23 protein-coding genes and 1 tRNA gene are annotated in these 16,347 nt (G+C 67.7%); 17 read left to right on the top strand and 7 right to left on the bottom strand.

Going from position 1 to position 16,347, the window contains the following annotated elements:
• The first annotated feature begins 8 nt into the window (after positions 1-8).
• Genes E7773_RS07505 through E7773_RS07490 form a run of 4 tightly spaced genes read left to right on the top strand, consistent with a single transcriptional unit; the run spans position 9 to position 2,966 of the window.
• Positions 9-428, top strand: a complete 420-nt coding sequence (locus E7773_RS07505) for an iron-sulfur cluster assembly scaffold protein (protein ID WP_293989934.1) — start codon at positions 9-11, stop codon at positions 426-428.
• Entirely contained in the window at positions 428-2,254 is a 1,827-nt protein-coding gene (locus E7773_RS07500) for a cation:proton antiporter (RefSeq protein ID WP_293989932.1), read from the top strand. The genes E7773_RS07505 and E7773_RS07500 overlap by 1 nt, the downstream gene beginning before the upstream one ends.
• Entirely contained in the window at positions 2,251-2,634 is a 384-nt protein-coding gene (locus E7773_RS07495) for a diacylglycerol kinase (protein ID WP_293989929.1), read from the top strand. Before E7773_RS07500 ends, E7773_RS07495 begins: the two co-directional genes overlap by 4 nt.
• A complete protein-coding gene (locus tag E7773_RS07490; protein ID WP_293989927.1) occupies positions 2,631-2,966 on the top strand; it encodes a DUF423 domain-containing protein in 336 nt (111 codons plus the stop codon). The genes E7773_RS07495 and E7773_RS07490 overlap by 4 nt, the downstream gene beginning before the upstream one ends.
• On the opposite strand, the gene E7773_RS07485 is transcribed toward E7773_RS07490, so the two are convergent.
• Genes E7773_RS07485 through E7773_RS07475 form a run of 3 tightly spaced genes read right to left on the bottom strand, consistent with a single transcriptional unit; the run spans position 2,963 to position 5,393 of the window.
• Complete coding sequence (locus tag E7773_RS07485) at positions 2,963-3,748, bottom strand: energy transducer TonB (protein WP_293989926.1); 786 nt, start codon at positions 3,746-3,748, stop codon at positions 2,963-2,965. The genes E7773_RS07490 and E7773_RS07485 overlap by 4 nt on opposite strands.
• A complete protein-coding gene (gene aroB / locus E7773_RS07480; RefSeq protein WP_293989925.1) occupies positions 3,748-4,845 on the bottom strand; it encodes a 3-dehydroquinate synthase in 1,098 nt (365 codons plus the stop codon). Before aroB ends, E7773_RS07485 begins: the two co-directional genes overlap by 1 nt.
• Positions 4,842-5,393 carry a shikimate kinase gene (locus tag E7773_RS07475; RefSeq protein ID WP_293989924.1) on the bottom strand — a complete coding sequence of 184 codons (552 nt, stop codon included), beginning with the start codon at positions 5,391-5,393 and terminating at the stop codon, positions 4,842-4,844. Before E7773_RS07475 ends, aroB begins: the two co-directional genes overlap by 4 nt.
• A 47-nt stretch (positions 5,394-5,440) precedes the next feature.
• Here E7773_RS07475 and E7773_RS07470 point away from each other — a divergent pair, with 47 nt between their 5' ends.
• Genes E7773_RS07470 through E7773_RS07450 form a run of 5 tightly spaced genes read left to right on the top strand, consistent with a single transcriptional unit; the run spans position 5,441 to position 9,654 of the window.
• On the top strand, positions 5,441-5,614 hold the full coding sequence (locus E7773_RS07470) for a hypothetical protein (protein WP_293989923.1): 174 nt from the start codon (positions 5,441-5,443) through the stop codon (positions 5,612-5,614).
• Positions 5,595-7,397 (top strand): hypothetical protein, encoded by a 1,803-nt coding sequence (locus tag E7773_RS07465; RefSeq protein WP_293989922.1) that lies wholly within the window; start codon positions 5,595-5,597, stop codon positions 7,395-7,397. The genes E7773_RS07470 and E7773_RS07465 overlap by 20 nt, the downstream gene beginning before the upstream one ends.
• Positions 7,394-8,308 (top strand): tyrosine-type recombinase/integrase, encoded by a 915-nt coding sequence (locus E7773_RS07460; RefSeq protein WP_293989921.1) that lies wholly within the window; start codon positions 7,394-7,396, stop codon positions 8,306-8,308. The genes E7773_RS07465 and E7773_RS07460 overlap by 4 nt, the downstream gene beginning before the upstream one ends.
• A gap of 9 nt (positions 8,309-8,317) precedes the next feature.
• Positions 8,318-9,265 carry an acetyl-CoA carboxylase carboxyltransferase subunit alpha gene (locus tag E7773_RS07455; RefSeq protein WP_293989920.1) on the top strand — a complete coding sequence of 316 codons (948 nt, stop codon included), beginning with the start codon at positions 8,318-8,320 and terminating at the stop codon, positions 9,263-9,265.
• A 14-nt stretch (positions 9,266-9,279) separates the two neighbouring features.
• On the top strand, positions 9,280-9,654 hold the full coding sequence (locus tag E7773_RS07450; RefSeq protein WP_293989919.1) for a hypothetical protein: 375 nt from the start codon (positions 9,280-9,282) through the stop codon (positions 9,652-9,654).
• Positions 9,655-9,736: 82 nt separating this feature from the next.
• On the opposite strand, the gene E7773_RS07445 is transcribed toward E7773_RS07450, so the two are convergent.
• Positions 9,737-9,904, bottom strand: a complete 168-nt coding sequence (locus E7773_RS07445) for a Flp family type IVb pilin (protein ID WP_066590201.1) — start codon at positions 9,902-9,904, stop codon at positions 9,737-9,739.
• 131 nt (positions 9,905-10,035) lie between these two features.
• Positions 10,036-10,209, bottom strand: a complete 174-nt coding sequence (locus E7773_RS07440) for a Flp family type IVb pilin (RefSeq protein ID WP_293989918.1) — start codon at positions 10,207-10,209, stop codon at positions 10,036-10,038.
• A 99-nt stretch (positions 10,210-10,308) separates the two neighbouring features.
• Here E7773_RS07440 and E7773_RS07435 point away from each other — a divergent pair, with 99 nt between their 5' ends.
• Positions 10,309-10,695, top strand: a complete 387-nt coding sequence (locus tag E7773_RS07435; RefSeq protein WP_293990017.1) for a (deoxy)nucleoside triphosphate pyrophosphohydrolase — start codon at positions 10,309-10,311, stop codon at positions 10,693-10,695.
• Here the strand turns inward: E7773_RS07435 and E7773_RS07430 are convergent.
• Entirely contained in the window at positions 10,678-11,508 is an 831-nt protein-coding gene (locus tag E7773_RS07430; protein ID WP_293989917.1) for a class I SAM-dependent methyltransferase, read from the bottom strand. The two genes, E7773_RS07435 and E7773_RS07430, sit on opposite strands and share 18 nt — an antisense overlap.
• Before the next feature lie 45 nt (positions 11,509-11,553).
• On the opposite strand from E7773_RS07430, the gene E7773_RS07425 reads away from it, so the two are divergent.
• The 6 genes from E7773_RS07425 to E7773_RS07400 all read left to right on the top strand — a co-directional run bounded on the left by E7773_RS07425 (position 11,554) and on the right by E7773_RS07400 (position 14,716).
• Positions 11,554-12,282: a ComF family protein gene (locus E7773_RS07425; RefSeq protein ID WP_293990016.1), complete on the top strand. Its 729-nt coding sequence runs from the start codon at positions 11,554-11,556 to the stop codon at positions 12,280-12,282.
• A 33-nt stretch (positions 12,283-12,315) separates the two neighbouring features.
• Complete coding sequence (gene grxC, locus E7773_RS07420; RefSeq protein ID WP_293989916.1) at positions 12,316-12,573, top strand: glutaredoxin 3; 258 nt, start codon at positions 12,316-12,318, stop codon at positions 12,571-12,573.
• The gene (locus tag E7773_RS07415) at positions 12,570-13,391 is read left to right on the top strand and encodes a carbon-nitrogen hydrolase family protein (RefSeq protein WP_293989915.1); all 822 of its coding nucleotides are present in this window, start codon (positions 12,570-12,572) and stop codon (positions 13,389-13,391) included. Before grxC ends, E7773_RS07415 begins: the two co-directional genes overlap by 4 nt.
• Positions 13,388-13,816 (top strand): DUF1178 family protein, encoded by a 429-nt coding sequence (locus tag E7773_RS07410; protein ID WP_293989914.1) that lies wholly within the window; start codon positions 13,388-13,390, stop codon positions 13,814-13,816. The genes E7773_RS07415 and E7773_RS07410 overlap by 4 nt, the downstream gene beginning before the upstream one ends.
• A 34-nt stretch (positions 13,817-13,850) precedes the next feature.
• Positions 13,851-13,927 (top strand) — tRNA-Arg (locus E7773_RS07405).
• Positions 13,928-13,942: 15 nt separating this feature from the next.
• Entirely contained in the window at positions 13,943-14,716 is a 774-nt protein-coding gene (locus E7773_RS07400; RefSeq protein ID WP_293989913.1) for a hypothetical protein, read from the top strand.
• 60 nt (positions 14,717-14,776) lie between these two features.
• Here the strand turns inward: E7773_RS07400 and E7773_RS07395 are convergent, their stop codons facing one another.
• Positions 14,777-15,037: an SWIB/MDM2 domain-containing protein gene (locus tag E7773_RS07395; protein WP_293989912.1), complete on the bottom strand. Its 261-nt coding sequence runs from the start codon at positions 15,035-15,037 to the stop codon at positions 14,777-14,779.
• A gap of 194 nt (positions 15,038-15,231) precedes the next feature.
• Here E7773_RS07395 and E7773_RS07390 point away from each other — a divergent pair, with 194 nt between their 5' ends.
• Positions 15,232-16,344: an S-(hydroxymethyl)glutathione dehydrogenase/class III alcohol dehydrogenase gene (locus tag E7773_RS07390; protein WP_293989911.1), complete on the top strand. Its 1,113-nt coding sequence runs from the start codon at positions 15,232-15,234 to the stop codon at positions 16,342-16,344.
• The last annotated feature ends 3 nt before the right edge of the window (positions 16,345-16,347 follow it).

Here is a 16,347-nt window from a genome sequence, read left to right as displayed (position 1 = left end):
CCGAAACGATGAACGCGCCGCTCTACAACACCGATATTCTGCGGCTGGCGGCATCGATTCCGCATCATGAGCGGCTAAGCGATCCAATGGGGTCGTCCGAAAAGCGCTCGCCCATCTGCGGCAGCCGCGTGACGGTCGATCTCAATCTGACCGACGGGCGGGTCAGCGAGATCGGCATGCTCGTCCGCGCCTGCGCGCTGGGTCAGGCATCGTCGTCGTTGTTCGCCGCGCACGCGATCGGGCGGACGCCCGAAGAGCTGATCGCCGCCCGCGATCAACTCACGGTCTGGTTGGCGGGTGAGGGGCCGCTGCCCGACTGGCCCGATCTCGATATCTTTACCCCCGCGCTGGCGGTCACCGCGCGCCACCCGTCGATCCGGCTCGCGTTCGAGGCAGGCGCCGACGCCGCCGCGCAGGCAACCGTCTGATGGGCGACGGGTCGATGCTCCGCGACGGCGTCGTGATGCTCGGCGCCGGCCTCGTGTTCGTCATCCTGTTCCGCCGGCTCGGGCTCGGCGCGACCCTCGGCTTCCTCGTCGCGGGCGCGCTGATCGGGCCGCAAGCGTTCCATCTGATCGGCGATGCGGAGGGCAAGATCGGCGTCGCCGAGCTCGGCATCACGCTGCTGCTGTTCATCGTCGGGCTCGAGCTCAACCCGAGCCGGTTGTGGAAGATGAAGCAGGACATCTTCGCGCTTGGGTTGATTCAAGTCGTCGCGTGCGGGCTTGCCGTCTCCGCGATCGTCCACGCTGTCAGCAACACGACCTGGGCGGCGTCGCTCGTGCTCGGCTTGCCGCTCGCCTTATCGTCCACCGCGCAGGTGCTGCCGATGCTGCAATCGGCGGGGCGGCTGCGCACCCCGTTTGGTGAGCGCGCGTTCGCGATCCTGCTGTTCCAGGACCTGTCGATCATCCCGCTGATCACGCTCGTCACGATCCTGTCGCGCAACCCCGCCGACCTGGGCGGACCGCCCGGATGGCTGCTGTTCGTCGAGACGGTGCTGGCAATCGCCGGGCTGGTACTCGCGGGGCGTTACCTGTTGCGTCCATTGTTCCGCGTGATCGGCAATCTCGGCGAGCGCGAGATGTTCGTGTTCGCCGCGCTGTTCACCGTGATCGCCGCCGCGGCGTTGATGGAGTTCCTCCACCTTTCGACCGCGCTCGGCGCGTTCGTCGCGGGCGTCATGCTCGCCGATTCGCCATACCGGCACGAACTCGAAGCCGATGTCGAGCCGTTCCGCTCGATCCTGCTCGGGCTGTTCTTCCTGGCGGTCGGCATGATGCTCAACCTCCACGTCATCGCCGACCGGCCGCTGATGGTGGTCGGCATGGCGGCCGCGCTGATCGCGACCAAGGCGGCGATCGTGATGGGGATCGGCCTCGCGTTCAAGATGAACTGGCGCGGAGCGCTCGCGCTCGGGCTGTTGCTCAGCCAGGGCGGCGAGTTCGGCTTCGTGCTGTTCGCGCAGGCGCAACGCGCGATGCTGATCGACACCCAAGCGGTCAGCATCTTCAGCGCGGTCATCACGCTGTCGATGGCGACCACGCCGTTCTTGATGATGGCGACCGCCAAGTTTCGCGAGGCGCCGGTGAAAACCGGCGAGCGCGAGGGACCGCGCGCCGACGGCGCCAACGCGCTGATCGTCGGCTACGGGCGGTTCGGCCAGACCGTCTCGCAGATGCTGATCGCGGCGGGCGTGCCGGTGACGCTGATCGACACCGATATCGAGATGATCGACGTCGCGGGCGAATTCGGCGCCAAGGTCTATTACGGCGACGGTACGCGGATGGATTTGCTGCGCCAGGCGGGCGCGCACGACGCCGAGCTGATCCTGTTCTGTATCGATGGCGACCAGCTCGACGCCGATCTGATCGAGGGCGTGCACGAGGCATTCCCGGCCGCCTCGATCTTCGCGCGCACCTACGACCGTCGCGCGCTGATCAAACTCAAGGGCTCGCCGGTGTCCGGCGTGGTGCGCGAAGTGATGGAATCGGCGGTCAAGATGGGGCGCATGGCGCTCGAGGCGATCCAGGTCGACGGCGAACAGATCGACCGCGCCGAAGACATGTACCGCGCGCGCGACAAGGAACGGCTGCGCGCGCAATATGAGGCGGGCGACCTGCGCGCGGCGCGCGACCGGATCATCACGATCGACGAGCGCGAGGAACTCGCCGCCGCGACCGAACGCCACACCGTCGGCGTGACCGGGGTCGACGACGGAGGGGAGGAACTGGGACGGGGGCAGGAGCCGTGAAGAACCGCCCGTTTCGCGAGCGGCTGGGCTTCGCGCTGGCGGGCTGGCGCGCCGGATGGCGCCGTGAGCGGAGTTTTTGCACGCAAGCGGTGATTGGGGTCGCTGCGGCGGCGGCGCTCGTGGTGTTGCGCCCAGCACCGATCTGGTGGGCGCTCGTTGCGATGCTCGCCGCACTGATCCTCGCACTCGAACTGCTCAACGGCGCGATCGAGGCGGTAATCGACTTGCTCCATCCCGGTTTGCACGACGAGATCACGGCGGCGAAGGATATGGTCGCGGGCGCCGTGTTGGCGATCAGCGCGGCGGCGCTGGTCGTCGGCGCGGCGCTGGCGGTCGAACGCGGTCCGGCCGCGTTGAGGGAGTGGGGAGTCTTGCGATGAGGTGGATCGGCGTCCTGGCGGCGCTGTCGGGCGCGATGGCGATCGCCGCCGGCGCGTTCGGCGCGCATTGGGCGGGCAAGGACGTCGCCGATTTGCTAAAGACCGGTGGGCAGTACCAGCTGATCCACGCCGTCGCCGCGCTCGTCGCGCTGCGCATGGGCGCGCGCGGGCCGGCGGCATTGTTCGTCGGCGGTGGTGCGCTGTTCGCCGGATCGCTCTACGCATTGGCGCTCGGAGCGCCGCGTCCGGTCGGCGCGATTACGCCGATCGGTGGCGTGATGATGATCGCGGGGTGGTTATGGCTGGCATGGAATATGCGCCGCGCTGCCTAGAAGTCCCATAACTCCCAACGCACCCCCAGCACGCCGTACCGGACCGTCGTACCTGTCGACGGTTCGAAACGGGCGTTGCGCATGGCCAACCGACAGGTCGTCTCGTCGAGGTCGGGGGCGGCATTGACGACGGCGCGACAGGCAGTTGGCGTTCCTTCCGGCGACACGGTGATGACGATGACGCTTCGGCCCTGCGCACCGCGCCGCTTGGCACTCGCCGGATAGCTGTCCTGCGGAAACCAGGATGCCGCATTCGATCCGGGCAATGTCCGCGCCATCGTCGCAGGATCTACGCCCCAGCTCCGGATCAGGTCTTCGTTGCAGGCTCGCATCGCTTTCAACACCGCCCGCATCTTGCCGGTATCGAACCAGAAATGCTCGTTGCCGGCGGTGATCAATACGCTGGCGGTGTCGTCCATCGCCTTGACCATGTCGGCATCGGCATAGACTTGATAGGTGCGCACCTTTCCGCGGGCCGGTATCCAGCTCGTAAAGTCGACCTTGCGGCTTTCTTTGGGCGGATCGAGAGAGATCGTCGCGTGGCCCTGCCGATAGCCGCCATTGCCACCGGCATTGGGCGCCACGACGTATAGCGCCTGACCCGTTTCCTCCATGGAAACGGCGGGTTTGAGCGCGAAGATGATCGGTGCCTCCGCGGGGCCGAACGGCCGGGAGACGATGCACATGTCCTTTTGATATTCGACCGTCCACTTTCCCGCCGGCGGCAAGGGCGCGGCGGCGCCCTGCGATGCGAGCAAGGCTGCGAATAACGAAGCGATCATCAATTTTCCCCGTCCAAAAACGCTGCAATGTCAGTCAGATCGACCGAATGGTCAACGAAGGTCCGTCCGATCCCGTGCGCAAGGAGGAAGGGGAGGGTGCCGGCGTCCATCTTCTTGTCGTGACGCATGTGATCGACCAGCGTCGCCCCGCTCGCGGTAATGCCCGCCGCGGTTACGCTATCGGGCAGGCCGACCGCGCGGAGGTGCGCGGCGACTCGCTCGGCATCCTGGCCCGCGCATAACCCCCGCCGCGCCGAATAGGCGAAGGCCAGCGCCATCCCCGCCGCGACCGCTTCGCCGTGAAGCAATTTGTCGGAGAAGCCGGCCTCCGCCTCCAGCGCGTGGCCGAAGGTGTGGCCGAGGTTGAGTAGCGCCCGCTTGCCGGTCGTCTCGCGTTCGTCCTCGGCGACGATCCGCGCCTTGGCGGCGACCGAATGCGCGATGGCGTATTCGCGCGCTTGCGGGTCGCTGGCGAGTAGCTTCTCGCCGTTCGCCTCGCACCATTCGAAGAAGGCGAAATCGTCGATCAGGCCGTATTTGACGATCTCCGCATACCCCGCGCGTTGCTCGCGCGGCGGCAGTGTGTCGAGCACGTCGGGGTCGATCAGGACGAGCGACGGCTGGTGGAACGCGCCGATCAGATTCTTGCCCACGCGCGTGTTGATCGCGGTCTTGCCGCCGACCGAACTGTCGACTTGCGCGAGCAGCGTGGTCGGGATCTGGACGAACCCGCAGCCGCGCTTAACGATCGCGCAGGCGAACCCGACCAAGTCGCCGATCACCCCACCGCCGAGCGCAATCACGTGGTCGCCGCGCTCGACGCCGTGCGCGAGCAGGCGGTCGGTCAGCGTCTCGAGCTGGTTCCAGCTCTTGGTCCCTTCGCCCGGCGGGAGCACGATCGCCTCGCTCGCGATCCCGGCGGCAGCGAGCGCGGCCTGCAGCGTCGCGAGATGCGGCGCGACATTCGCGTCGCTAACGATCGCCAGCGACCGCCCGCGCGCGAGCGTCGCCAAATACTCGGCGGCGCGACCGAGCAACCCGCGCTCGATCACCACGTCGTAACTGCGGGCGCCGAGCGATACCGGAATCACGGTCATGGCTTCGCACTCCAGCCGATCGCCTTGAGGATCGCGACCACCGCCGATTCGTGCGGCGCCTGATCGCTCGCGATGCGGATCGGGGCCTGCGCGTAGATCGGGTTGCGCACCGCGGCGAGCTCGGCGAGCACCTGATGCGGGTCGCGGTTGCGCAGCAGCGGCCGCGTGTCGCGGCGCTTGACCCGGTCGGCCAGTACATGCGGCGGTGCGTCGAGCCAGATCGCGATCGCTTGTTTCAGGATCATCGCGCGCGTCTCGCCGTTGATGAACGCGCCGCCGCCGGTCGCGATCACCTTGGGCGTGCCGTCGACCAGCCGCGCGATAACGCGGCGCTCGCCGTCGCGGAAATAGGGCTCACCGAATTTCTCGAAGATTTCGCCGATGGTCATGTCGGCGGCCGCCTCGATCTCGTGATCGGCGTCGGCGAACGGCACCCCGAGCCGCGCCGCCAGCCGCCGCCCGACGGTCGACTTGCCCACGCCCATCAGCCCGACGAGCACGATCGGCTTGCCGGTCCACGTCTTGGGCGAGGGGGCGCTTTGCAACATGCGTTATCGGCTATACAGCGCACCTCGTGCTCGTCCACAATCCGGGTGTGCACGACGGTGTTTCGAACGAGAGTATGTGTCGCATGTCGCGGATGATGATGGTGTTGATCGTTGTGGTGGTGGTGCTGGTCGGGGGGATGATCCTGCTGTCGACCCGCGCGCACGAGAAGCAGCCGACCCGCGTTGAAAAGGCCGTGTCGCTTGGCAATCTCCAGGGTTAAGACTGGCCTTTCCGCGTTCGCGCTGCTCGCCATCGGCGGGGCGGCGTTCGCGCAGCAAAAGCCCGAATCGATCCTGCCGCCAGGGTTCGACCAGCCTCCGGCGCCGACCCCGCGTCCGGCGCCGACGCGCGCCGCTCCCGCGCCCGCCTCGGCGCCGACCTCTTCCGCCGCTACGCCTGTCGCGGCCGCACCCGCGCCAGCCGCACCGCCCTCAGGCGCAGCGCCGGTCCCGACGCCCGTCGCGACCGATCCCGTCACCGGCCTGCCGCTCAACGCGCCGCCGCCGCCCCCGTTCGGCTCGGTCCATTACGCGCTGCCCGATTCCTCGCGGCGCTCGCTCGACCAGGTCGGAATCATGCCCGCTGATGGCGTGGTGAACCCGAGAGCGTTCGGCGCCGCGGACGGGCGCTACATCGAAGCGCTAATGCGCTCGACCCAGGCGCCGATCGCGTCGCGCTGGGTGTCGATCGCGCTGCGCCGCTTGCTCGCCGAGCCGCTCGACACGCCGCGCAACGTCAACGGCGCGGATTTCGCCGCGGAACGCGCGTTTCTGCTGCTGCGGATGGGCGAATCGGTGATGGGCCGAGCGATCGTCCAGTCGGTCGACCCGCAGGATTATACCCCGAAGCTCTATCAGGTCGCGATGCAGGCGGCGCTGGCGACCGGCGATGTCGGCGCGATGTGCCCACTGGCGACCGATGCGGTGAAGGTATCGGACGAGCCAGCCTGGGTGCTGGCGCGCGCGATGTGCGCCGGGCTGTCGTCGTCGCCGAGCCAAGCCAAGCCGCTGATGGCGCAGGCGCAGCGAGTCGCGACCGGCATCGATCTGCTGCTCGCGCAGAAGATCGCGGGCAAGGGGTCGAACCGCCAGGACGTGACAATCGAATGGGCGAGCGTGCCCGGGCTCAACAGCTGGCGCTACGGCCTCGCGACCGCCGCGGGCGAGGATATCCCCGACGAACTGTTCGCCAACACCGGCGTGCAGATGCGGTACTGGCAAGTGCTGTCGCCGCACCTCGCCCCGACCAAGCGCGCGCAATATGCCGAACTGGCGGCGGCGCAGGGCGTGTTGTCGAATGCGGCGTTGGTCGATCTGTACGGGCTGGTCGATGCCGGTGACGAAACCGGGACCGGCGCCAATGCGATCGCGAGCGACCTGAAGAACGCCTATTCCGCGTCGAGCCGCGACGGCCGTCTCGATGCGTTGCGCGGGCTGTGGAAGGGCGCCGATGTGGGCGAGCCGGCGCATTATGGCCGCCTTGTCCTCACCGCGCGCGCCGCCGGGCGCGTGCCGGTGGCGGGCGCGACCGACGGCAGCGACGACCTGATCGCCTCGATGATCAGCGCCGGGATGGACGGGTCGGCGTTGCGCTGGCGCAATATTGTCGCGCGCGGCAGTCTGGGCTGGGCACTTATCGCGCTCGCCGATCCGAACAACGCGGCGCGCTACGCCTCGGGCGACGTCGGCGCCTTCTCGGTCAGCGCGGAAAAGCAGAAGATGTTCGCGGCCGGGCTGGCGGGACTCGGACGGCTCGATACCGGCGTCGCGCAGAGTTACGGCGTCGACGTCGCGGGCGAGAATAGCTGGACGCGCGCGATCGACCGCGCCGCCGCCGAGGGGCGTCCGGGCGAAGTGCTCGTGCTGAGCGCGGTGGGCATGCAGACCACCGATTGGCACGGCGTGTCGCCGCAAGCGGTGTTCCATGTCGTCAACGCGTTGCGCGTGGTCGGGCTGACCGGCTGGGCGCGAATGGTCGCGGCCGAGGCGGTGACTCGGGTGTGACCGGCGGGCGTCCGGGCGACGACCGCGCGCTGATCGAGCGCTTTCTCGAGATGCTGGCCGCCGAAGCGGGCGCGGCGAAGAACACGATCGTGGCCTATGCCAGCGACTTGCGGCTGGCGTCGGAGGCGTTGGGCGGCGGGCTGGCCGAGGCGAGCCCGGCGGATCTCGCGAAGCTGGGCGACGGCTGGTCGGCCCTGTCGCGGGCGACCGTCGCACGTAAATCGGCCGCGTTGCGACGATTCTTCGCGTTCCTCGCCGACGAAGGGCATCGCGCCGACGATCCCGGGACTGCGCTGCCGCGTCCCGGCGCACGGCGCGCGCTGCCCAAGGTGCTCAGCCATTCCGACGTCGATCGCCTGTTCGCCACGATCGCCGAGCGCCAGGCGCGGACGCCCCCCGATCCCAACGACCTGCGGCTCGCGGCGCTGGTCGAACTGCTCTATGGCTCGGGCCTGCGCGCGACCGAATTGGTGTCGCTGCCGCGCAACGCGATCCAGCCCGACCGGCCGTATCTCATTCTGAAGGGGAAGGGCGGGCGCGAGCGGTTGGCGCCGATCTCCGACCGTGCGCGCGCCGCCGTCGCCGCGTGGCGCGAGTATGTCGCGAGCGACCGCGCGTGGCTGTTTCCCTCGGGTAAAACCCATTTGTCGCGCGTCCGGCTCTATCAGCTGATCAAGGCGCTCGCGGCCGAGGCCGGCATCCCGCCCGACCGCGTGAGCCCACACGTCCTGCGCCACGCCTTCGCGACGCACCTGCTCGAAGGCGGCGCCGACCTGCGCGCGCTCCAGGCGATGCTCGGGCATGCCGATATCGCGACCACCGAAATCTACACGCATATCGACAGCAAGAAGCTGGTCGAGCTCGTCAACACGCGCCACCCGCTCGTTGACGAGCATTTGAAGCGCGCCTAACCCCCGCCGATGCCTACTTTCCTCGATTTCGAGAAGCCGATCGCCGACTTGCAGGGGCGGATCGACGAACTCCGCGAGACCGCCGCCGACGGCGCGATCAACATCGACAGCGACGTCGCGCGGCTGCAGGCCAAGTCCGATGCGCTGCTCAAGTCGACCTACGCCAAACTCACGCCGTGGCAGAAGACTCAGGTCGCGCGCCATGCCGACCGGCCGCATTTCAAGAATTACGTCGCCGGGCTGTTCGAGGACTTCATGCCGCTGGCCGGCGACCGAGCATTCGGCGACGACCAGGCGATCCTGGGCGGTTTCGCGACGTTTCGCGGCACGCGCGTGATGGTCATCGGCCACGAAAAGGGCGACGACACCGCGAGCCGGCTCAAGCACAATTTCGGGATGGGCAAGCCCGAGGGGTATCGCAAGGCAATCCGCCTGATGGAGCTCGCCGACCGGTTCGGGCTCCCCGTGCTGACGCTCGTCGACACGTCGGGCGCATTCCCCGGCGTGCAGGCGGAGGAGCGCGGCCAGGCCGAAGCGATCGCGCGCTCCACCGAAGCGTGCCTCAAACTCAAGGTGCCGATGGTCGCGGCGGTGGTCGGCGAGGGCGGCTCGGGCGGCGCGATCGCGCTCGCGGCGGGCAACCGCGTGCTGATGTTCGAGCACGCCGTTTACTCGGTGATCTCGCCCGAGGGCAGCGCGTCGATCCTGTGGCGGACCGCCGACAAGGCCTCCGATGCAGCGGATGCGATGAAGATCACCGCGCAGGACCTCAAGGGGCTCGGCGTGATCGACACGATCGTGGCGGAGCCGCTCGGCGGCGCGCACCGCGACCCCGACGCGGCGATTGCGGCGCTGGGTGATGCGATGGAGGGCGCGCTGGCCAGCCTCCACAATATGTCGCCCGATCAACTCAAGCTCGACCGCCGCGACAAGTTCCTCGCGATGGGAAGACTGTAGGCAGAGCAGGAGCCGTGGACACAGGCGACGACCGTTCGCGGTGGAAGGCTTACGTCCTTCAACAATTGTCGCCGCGCGTTCTGTTGCTCAACATGGCGAACGCGCGCGTTCGGACGCCGGACTGCAAATACTTCAAAATCGGCGTCGCTTACCGGATGGCTGGTCAAGCGGAAAGGTTACAGAGTTTCGGCGCGGAGGCTCGCGCGATCGAAGACGAACTGGTCGCTGATCGGGGGATCGCGAACCGGCTCGCCGCGCTGCGGGCGATGGGATTCGAGGTATATTTCGAAATCTACGACGAGCCGTGGCGGCGCGATCTGGAAATCAACGTTATTCAGAATGCCGATGCAGAGCGTTTGCTGAAGATCGAGGCCGACAAAACGTCCTGAAACAAGCGGCGTCGCTTAGACCAAGAAAAAGGGCGGCGGAACCGAAGTTCCACCGCCCTCCTTCAAAAGCTGTAAGCGAAGCTTACGAAGCCTTCATGTTCGACGACACGTTGGTGAACGTGGTCTTCAGCTGGTTGCCCAGGCCCTGCATCGCGGCAATCGCGGCGACGGCGATGAGCGCGGCGATCAGGCCGTACTCGATGGCGGTGGCACCCTTCTTGTTCGTGAAAATCTTGCGAACGGTCTTCATGGCTGGTCTCCAATGTTGCAACTTCAGTTACCCGGCTGGAACCGGAGATGCCCCCGACCAGCAGCCCGAATCACTAAGCTTGGCAGGTTGATAAAAACTTAAAGCCCGGTAAGGCGTTGCCGGTCGGGCACTTAGTGTGCGGCCTGCACCTTGTTGGAGACGTTGCCCCACATATCGATGGTCGCGCCGGCGGTCAGTTGCAGCGCGCCGAACATCGTCAGCACGATAAGCGCGAGGATCAGGCCGTACTCGACGGCGGTTGCGGCTCTGCGGCACTCGGCCACGAGGCGAAGCAAGTGCATCATAGTCTTTTTGCCGCGAACGGCTCCCCAATCTGGGTGAAGGGGTTAAGCGGGGTTCGTTAACGAAATGACAACAGGACAGGAGTGCGTGCCCAAATGACGATGCTGGTGGTCGCGGTAGCGCTGACCGATGCGGAGGGGCGCGTGCTGCTGGCGCGGCGGCCGGCGGGCAGGCAGCATGCCGGGTTGTGGGAATTCCCGGGCGGCAAGGTCGAGCCGGACGAAACGCCCAGGGCGGCGCTGGTGCGCGAATTGCGCGAGGAACTGGGGATCGAGATCGACGCCGCCGATTTGACCCCCGTCGCGTTCAGCGAGTCGCCGGGCGAGCGCCACCTGACGTTGCTGCTCTATCGCTGCCGGTCGTGGCGGGGCGAGGCGCGGGCGATCGACGCGGCGGAGATTTGCTGGAGTGTGCCGACCGAGTTCGGACGCTTCGCCATGCCGCCCGCCGACCGACCGCTGGCCGAGACGCTAGCGGCCGAGCGCTGAGGCCAGCGACGCGGTCGCGCTGCCGCGCTTCGCCGGCTTGGGCTGGTCGGACGAGGGCGCCCAGCCGGTCAGGAAGACGATCTCGAACCGTTCGCTCACGCGCCCGTCGGGATCGGCGTGGCCGGCGAAGGCGCTCGCCGCAGCCGCAATGGTCGCGCGAGTCAGCGGCACGCGGCCGCGCAGCACGTTGCTCGCCGCCATCCCGCGCAGATCGGCGATCAGCCGGAACAGGTCGGGGTAGCGAACGGTCAGCGCTTCGCTGTCGGCGACCGGCAGCGCGAACCCCGCACGGACGAGCAGGTCACCCGCTGATCGCACATCGACCATCGGGTGAAAGCGTGCGGCCGGGCGATCGGCCTCAGCTTCGCGGAACGCGGCACGCGCAACGCTCAGAGAGCTACCTCCAATAAAGGCGCCGAGAAACAGCCCATCGGGGCGCAGCGCACGGCGGATCTGCGTCAGCGCGCCGGGCACGTCGTTGACGCTGTCGAGCACCCCGGCCGACACGACCAGGTCGAAGCTGTCGGGTGCGACGGGCAAAGCGTCCTCGTCGGCCTGGATACCGCCCACCCGACGCGCGAACGCGGCGCCGGCGTCGATCCGCGTGACGGCAGCGCCCGGCGGCGATGCGAATGTCCCGTCGAAACAGCCGAGATCGAGCATGTCGCGGAAATCGCGCTTCACGCTCGCGAGCCGGTCGGCGATCCCCTCGAGCATCGCCGCGCGCAGGAAATCGTGGTCGCGCCAGTTCGCCGCTGCCCGGTCGCGGCGCTGGCGGCGCGCGGCGCGGTCGAAGATTTCGGGGGTGTCCATGCGCGGGCGCTTGTGCCGCCACCGCGCGCGCGCGACAAGGGCGCGATGGGGGTAACCGCGATCCTCGGCGAGACCTTGGCGCTGGCGCTGCCGCCGCGCTGCCCCGGGTGCGGCGCGGTGGTGCGCGGCGATCATCGCTTCTGTATCGATTGCTGGGGATCGCTCGATTTCCTCGGGCCGCCGTGGTGTGCGACGTGCTGCCAGCCCTTCGCGATCGATCGCGGTCCGGGGGCGCAATGCGCCGCGTGCCTCGACCACCCGCCGCGTCACGCGGGCGCACGGGCGGCGGTGGCGTACGGCCCGGTCGCGCGGACGCTGGCGTTGCGGCTCAAATATGGCGGACGGTTGGCGTTCGCGACGACGGCGGCGCGGTTGATGGCGCGGCATTTGCCAGCGGATGCAGGCTTGATGGTGCCGGTGCCACTGCATCGCTGGCGCTTATGGGGCAGGGGATTCAACCAGGCCGCACTGATCGCCGCCGCACTGGCGCGGACGTCGGGCATCGCGCACGACCCGCTGCTCCTGCATCGCACGCGCCGGACGCCCGCGCTCAAGGGCATGGGCCCGCGCCAACGGCGGCAGGCGGTCCGCGCGGCGTTCGTGGTCGATCCTGCGCGCCGCGCCGGGCTCGAGGACTGCCACATCGTGCTGATCGACGACGTCTATACCAGCGGTGCGACCGCCGACGCGTGCACGCGGGCGTTGCTCAAGGGCGGAGCGGCCAAGGTCACCGTGCTGTGCTGGGCACGCGTGGTCGGCGACTCGTTCGATTGACAAGCGCGACCTCGCTCTCCACCTTTTCGTACGATGGCAAAGGTCGAAATCTACACCAAGGCGTGGTGCCCTTATTGCACGCGCGCGATGAGCTTGCTCGCATCGAAGGGCGTCGAGCCGGTCGAATATGACGTGACGATGGGCGGCCCCAAGAAGGCCGAGATGGTCCAGCGCTCGGGCGGGCGGATGACGATGCCGCAGGTCTTCATCGACGGAAAGCATATCGGCGGGTCGGATGATCTCGCCGCGCTCGACGCGCGCGGGGGACTCGATCCGCTTCTCGCGGCATGAAGATCGCGCTGCTCCAGATGAGTGGCGGGATCGATCCCGCCGCCAATGTCGCCACCATCGTTCAGGCGATCGCCGAGGCAAACGCGGGCGGGGCGACAATGCTGTTCACGCCCGAAGTGTCGGGGCTGGTCGATCGCGACCGCGAGCGGGCGGCGAGCAATATCCGCGACGAAGCGAGCGACGCGGTACTCGCGACCGTGCGCGCCGCAGCGGCCGAGCACAGCCTATGGATTCATCTGGGTTCGCTGCTGATCCGTCGCGAGGACGGAAAGCTCGCCAATCGCGGTTTCGTGATCGACGATGTGGGGACGATCCGGGCGCGGTACGACAAATTGCATCTGTTCGACGTCGACCTGCCGACCGGCGAAAGCTGGCGTGAATCGGCGAGCTACACCGCAGGCGACCGGGCGATGGTCGTCGATACGCCCGCCGGCGCGCTCGGCATGTCGATCTGCTACGACCTGCGCTTTCCCGACCTCTACCGCGCGCTGACCGACGCCAGCGCGACGGTTCTCACCGTTCCCGCTGCCTTCACGCGACCGACCGGCGCGGCGCACTGGCACGTCCTGCTTCGCGCGCGTGCGATCGAAAGCGCGGCGTTCGTCGTCGCGGCGGCGCAGACCGGGGTGCATCAGGACGGCCGCGCGACTTACGGTCATTCGCTGGTGATCGATCCGTGGGGAGAGGTGCTGCTCGATATGCGCGAGGCGCCGGGGCTGGGGTTCGCCGAGATCGACCAGACAAAGCAAGAGGAGGTTCGCGCCCGCATCCCTGCGCTTCGGCACCGCCGGGCCATCCCGGACGTTGAGCGGCTATGATCGTTTTCGACCTCAAATGCGGCAAGAGCCACGTGTTCGAAGCATGGTTCGGTTCGTCCGCCGATTATGAGGATCAGCAGGCGCGGGGACTGGTCGATTGTCCGATCTGCGGCGACCGCTCGATCGAAAAGGCGGTGATGGCGCCGGCGGTGGGGGCGAAGAGCAACCGGCAGGCCGACGTCTCTCCCGCCGCGATGAAGGCAGCGATGGCGGCGCTGGCCGCGGCGCAGTCGAAGGCGCTCGAGGGGTCGCAATGGGTCGGCACCGCGTTCGCCGGGCGCGCCCGCGCGATGCATGCGGGCGAGGAGGATCACGCCCCGATCCACGGCCAGGCGACGATCGCTGAAGCCAAGGCGCTGGCCGAGGATGGCGTGCCCGTCGCGCCGCTGCCTCTGCCGGTGGTGCCGCCCGACGCATGCAATTGACCAGCGCTGGGGCTGCCGGTACCTGACGCGGCGTGGTTCCGTAGCTCAGCAGGATAGAGCGCCACTTTCCTAAAGTGGGCGTCGGGGGTTCGAGTCCCTCCGGGACCACCAATTTTGGGGAGTATTGTGATCGGGCCGGATCGCGTCGCCACGTTATGGATTGGCGACGCGCTCGGCATGGTCGAGCGCGCCTGCCTGCGCGCGGCGGTGCGTCAGGGGCACGCCGTCACGCTTTATTGCTACGATCAGCCGCAGGGCGTGCCCGAGGGCGTGGCGGTAGCCGACGCTGCGCGCGTCGTGCCCAGCGACCGCGTCGTGCGCTACCCGAACGGCAGCGTGGCGCTGTTCTCCAACCTGTTCCGCTACGAGGTACAGCGGCAGGGGCTGGGCACGTGGATCGACACCGACATCTACCTGCTCCATCCGCTCGGTTTCGATGCGCCCTATTTGTTCGGGTACGAGCAGCCGGGAATGCTCAACAACGCGGTTCTGCGCTTACCCGCGGACTCGCCGATCCTGCCGGCGCTGACCGCACCGTTCGACGGGCAGACGATTCCCGACTGGCTGTCGTGGCGTGAGCGCTGGCGTGCAAAGGGGCGGTTGCGGCGCGAGGGGAGGAGCGACGTTGCGCGGATGCCGTGGGGCGCGACCGGGCCGCGCGCGCTGACCGCGCTCGCGCGCCGCCACGGGCTGGATCGCTGGGCGGTGCCCGTCGAGACATTCTACCCGGTGCATTATGCGCAGGCCGACTGGGTGCTGGACCCGGCGACGAGCGTTGATCGGGTAATCGCGCCGGATACGGTCGCGATCCATCTGTGGAACGAAGTGATCCGGCCATTCAAGGAGTTGCCCGCGCCGCGCGGGAGCTTCCTCCACCGGTTGCACCGCGAAGGCGCGTAGCGGACACAACAAGGGCGCCGGCACGGATCGCACCGACGCCCTATTGGTGTGCCCCGTGGCTTACGCCTTGACGTGCTTGGCGATGTGCTTGTTCATTTCGAACATCGAGCACTTGTCGGTGCCGAAGACCTTCTTCAGTTTGTCGTCGGCCAGGATCTCGCGCTTGTTGGCGGGATTCTGCAGGTTATTCTTCTTGATGTGGTCCCACACCTTGGAGATCACCTGGCTGCGGGGCAGCGGCGCCGTGCCGACGATCGCGCCGAGTTCGGGCGACGGGGTGACGGGGGCGTGGATGCCGCCGGTCTTGGGTGCGTTAGCCATTGCATTCCTTCCTGTTCGTTTGGCCGGTTACCGGCCTAGACTCGTTACGCCTCTTACTAGCGCCCCTCCTTGTGCGCTGCCTTTTTGCGCTTGTCACGCCTTAGGATGCACGTTTTCTATCCCATTCGGCGAGGACGCGATTGGCGCGAACCGGCGAAGTGCCTAGAAGCGCGGATCAACCGACAGGAGCCGCCATGAAGACCCGCGCCGCCGTTGCGTTCGAAGCCAAGCAACCGCTCGAGATCGTCGAGGTCGACCTGGCGGGGCCAAAGGCGGGCGAAGTGCTGGTTGAGATCATGGCCACGGGCATTTGCCACACCGACGCCTACACGCTCGATGGTCTTGATTCGGAAGGGTTATTCCCCTCGATCCTGGGCCACGAAGGCGCCGGGATTGTGCGCGAAATAGGCATCGGCGTGACGAGTGTGACGCCCGGCGACCACGTCATCCCGCTCTACACGCCCGAATGCCGCCAGTGTAAATCGTGCCTATCGGGCAAGACCAACCTGTGCACCGCGATCCGCGCCACGCAGGGCAAGGGGGTGATGCCCGACGGGACGAGCCGCTTCAGCTACAAAAATCAGCCGATCTTTCATTACATGGGCTGTTCGACCTTCTCGAACTTCACCGTCCTGCCCGAAATCGCGGTGGCGAAGATTCGCGAGGACGCACCGTTCCAGACGAGCTGTTACATCGGTTGTGGAGTCACCACGGGTGTGGGGGCGGTGGTCAACACCGCCAAGGTGCAGGCCGGGGACAATGTCGTCGTGTTCGGGCTCGGCGGGATCGGGCTCAACGTCATCCAGGGCGCGAAGATGGTCGGCGCGGGCCGGATCGCCGGCGTGGACATCAATCCCGATCGTGAAGCGTGGGGTCGCCAGTTCGGGATGACCGACTTCATCGACGCGCGCGGGAAATCGCGCGAGGACATCATTGCCCAAGTCCTGGCGCTGACCGACGGCGGCGCGGATTTCACCTTCGATGCGACCGGCAATACCGAGGTGATGCGCACCGCGCTCGAGGCGTGCCATCGCGGATGGGGCACCAGCATCATCATCGGGGTCGCCGAAGCGGGCAAGGAGATCGCGACGCGCCCGTTCCAGCTCGTCACCGGGCGCAACTGGCGCGGCACCGCATTCGGCGGCGCGAAGGGCCGCACCGATGTGCCCAAGATCGTCGACTGGTATATGCAGGGCAAGATCGCAATCGACCCGATGATCACGCACGTGCTCAGTCTCGACGAGATCAACAAGGGCTTCGACCTGATGCACGCGGGCGCAAGCATCCGCAGCGTCGTCGTTTATTGAGGA

This window comes from Sphingomonas sp. (assembly GCF_004799495.1).
Lineage (GTDB): Bacteria > Pseudomonadota > Alphaproteobacteria > Sphingomonadales > Sphingomonadaceae > Sphingomonas.
Note: the sequence above shows the minus strand (reverse complement) of the source record. Positions and strands in the feature narration are given on the sequence as shown.

What these genes read in the sequence shown, in the direction of transcription:
- E7773_RS07505 (WP_293989934.1), top strand. Translation starts at nt 9, where the DNA reads ATGAACGCGCCGCTCTACAACACCGATATTCTGCGGCTGGCGGCATCG.
- E7773_RS07500 (WP_293989932.1), top strand. Translation starts at nt 428, where the DNA reads ATGGGCGACGGGTCGATGCTCCGCGACGGCGTCGTGATGCTCGGCGCC.
- E7773_RS07490 (WP_293989927.1), top strand. Translation starts at nt 2,631, where the DNA reads ATGAGGTGGATCGGCGTCCTGGCGGCGCTGTCGGGCGCGATGGCGATC.
- E7773_RS07485 (WP_293989926.1), bottom strand. Translation starts at nt 3,748, where the DNA reads ATGATCGCTTCGTTATTCGCAGCCTTGCTCGCATCGCAGGGCGCCGCC.
- aroB (WP_293989925.1), bottom strand. Translation starts at nt 4,845, where the DNA reads ATGACCGTGATTCCGGTATCGCTCGGCGCCCGCAGTTACGACGTGGTG.
- E7773_RS07475 (WP_293989924.1), bottom strand. Translation starts at nt 5,393, where the DNA reads ATGTTGCAAAGCGCCCCCTCGCCCAAGACGTGGACCGGCAAGCCGATC.
- E7773_RS07455 (WP_293989920.1), top strand. Translation starts at nt 8,318, where the DNA reads ATGCCTACTTTCCTCGATTTCGAGAAGCCGATCGCCGACTTGCAGGGG.
- E7773_RS07445 (WP_066590201.1), bottom strand. Translation starts at nt 9,904, where the DNA reads ATGAAGACCGTTCGCAAGATTTTCACGAACAAGAAGGGTGCCACCGCC.
- E7773_RS07440 (WP_293989918.1), bottom strand. Translation starts at nt 10,209, where the DNA reads ATGATGCACTTGCTTCGCCTCGTGGCCGAGTGCCGCAGAGCCGCAACC.
- E7773_RS07435 (WP_293990017.1), top strand. Translation starts at nt 10,309, where the DNA reads ATGCTGGTGGTCGCGGTAGCGCTGACCGATGCGGAGGGGCGCGTGCTG.
- E7773_RS07430 (WP_293989917.1), bottom strand. Translation starts at nt 11,508, where the DNA reads ATGGACACCCCCGAAATCTTCGACCGCGCCGCGCGCCGCCAGCGCCGC.
- E7773_RS07425 (WP_293990016.1), top strand. Translation starts at nt 11,554, where the DNA reads ATGGGGGTAACCGCGATCCTCGGCGAGACCTTGGCGCTGGCGCTGCCG.
- grxC (WP_293989916.1), top strand. Translation starts at nt 12,316, where the DNA reads ATGGCAAAGGTCGAAATCTACACCAAGGCGTGGTGCCCTTATTGCACG.
- E7773_RS07415 (WP_293989915.1), top strand. Translation starts at nt 12,570, where the DNA reads ATGAAGATCGCGCTGCTCCAGATGAGTGGCGGGATCGATCCCGCCGCC.
- E7773_RS07410 (WP_293989914.1), top strand. Translation starts at nt 13,388, where the DNA reads ATGATCGTTTTCGACCTCAAATGCGGCAAGAGCCACGTGTTCGAAGCA.
- E7773_RS07395 (WP_293989912.1), bottom strand. Translation starts at nt 15,037, where the DNA reads ATGGCTAACGCACCCAAGACCGGCGGCATCCACGCCCCCGTCACCCCG.
- E7773_RS07390 (WP_293989911.1), top strand. Translation starts at nt 15,232, where the DNA reads ATGAAGACCCGCGCCGCCGTTGCGTTCGAAGCCAAGCAACCGCTCGAG.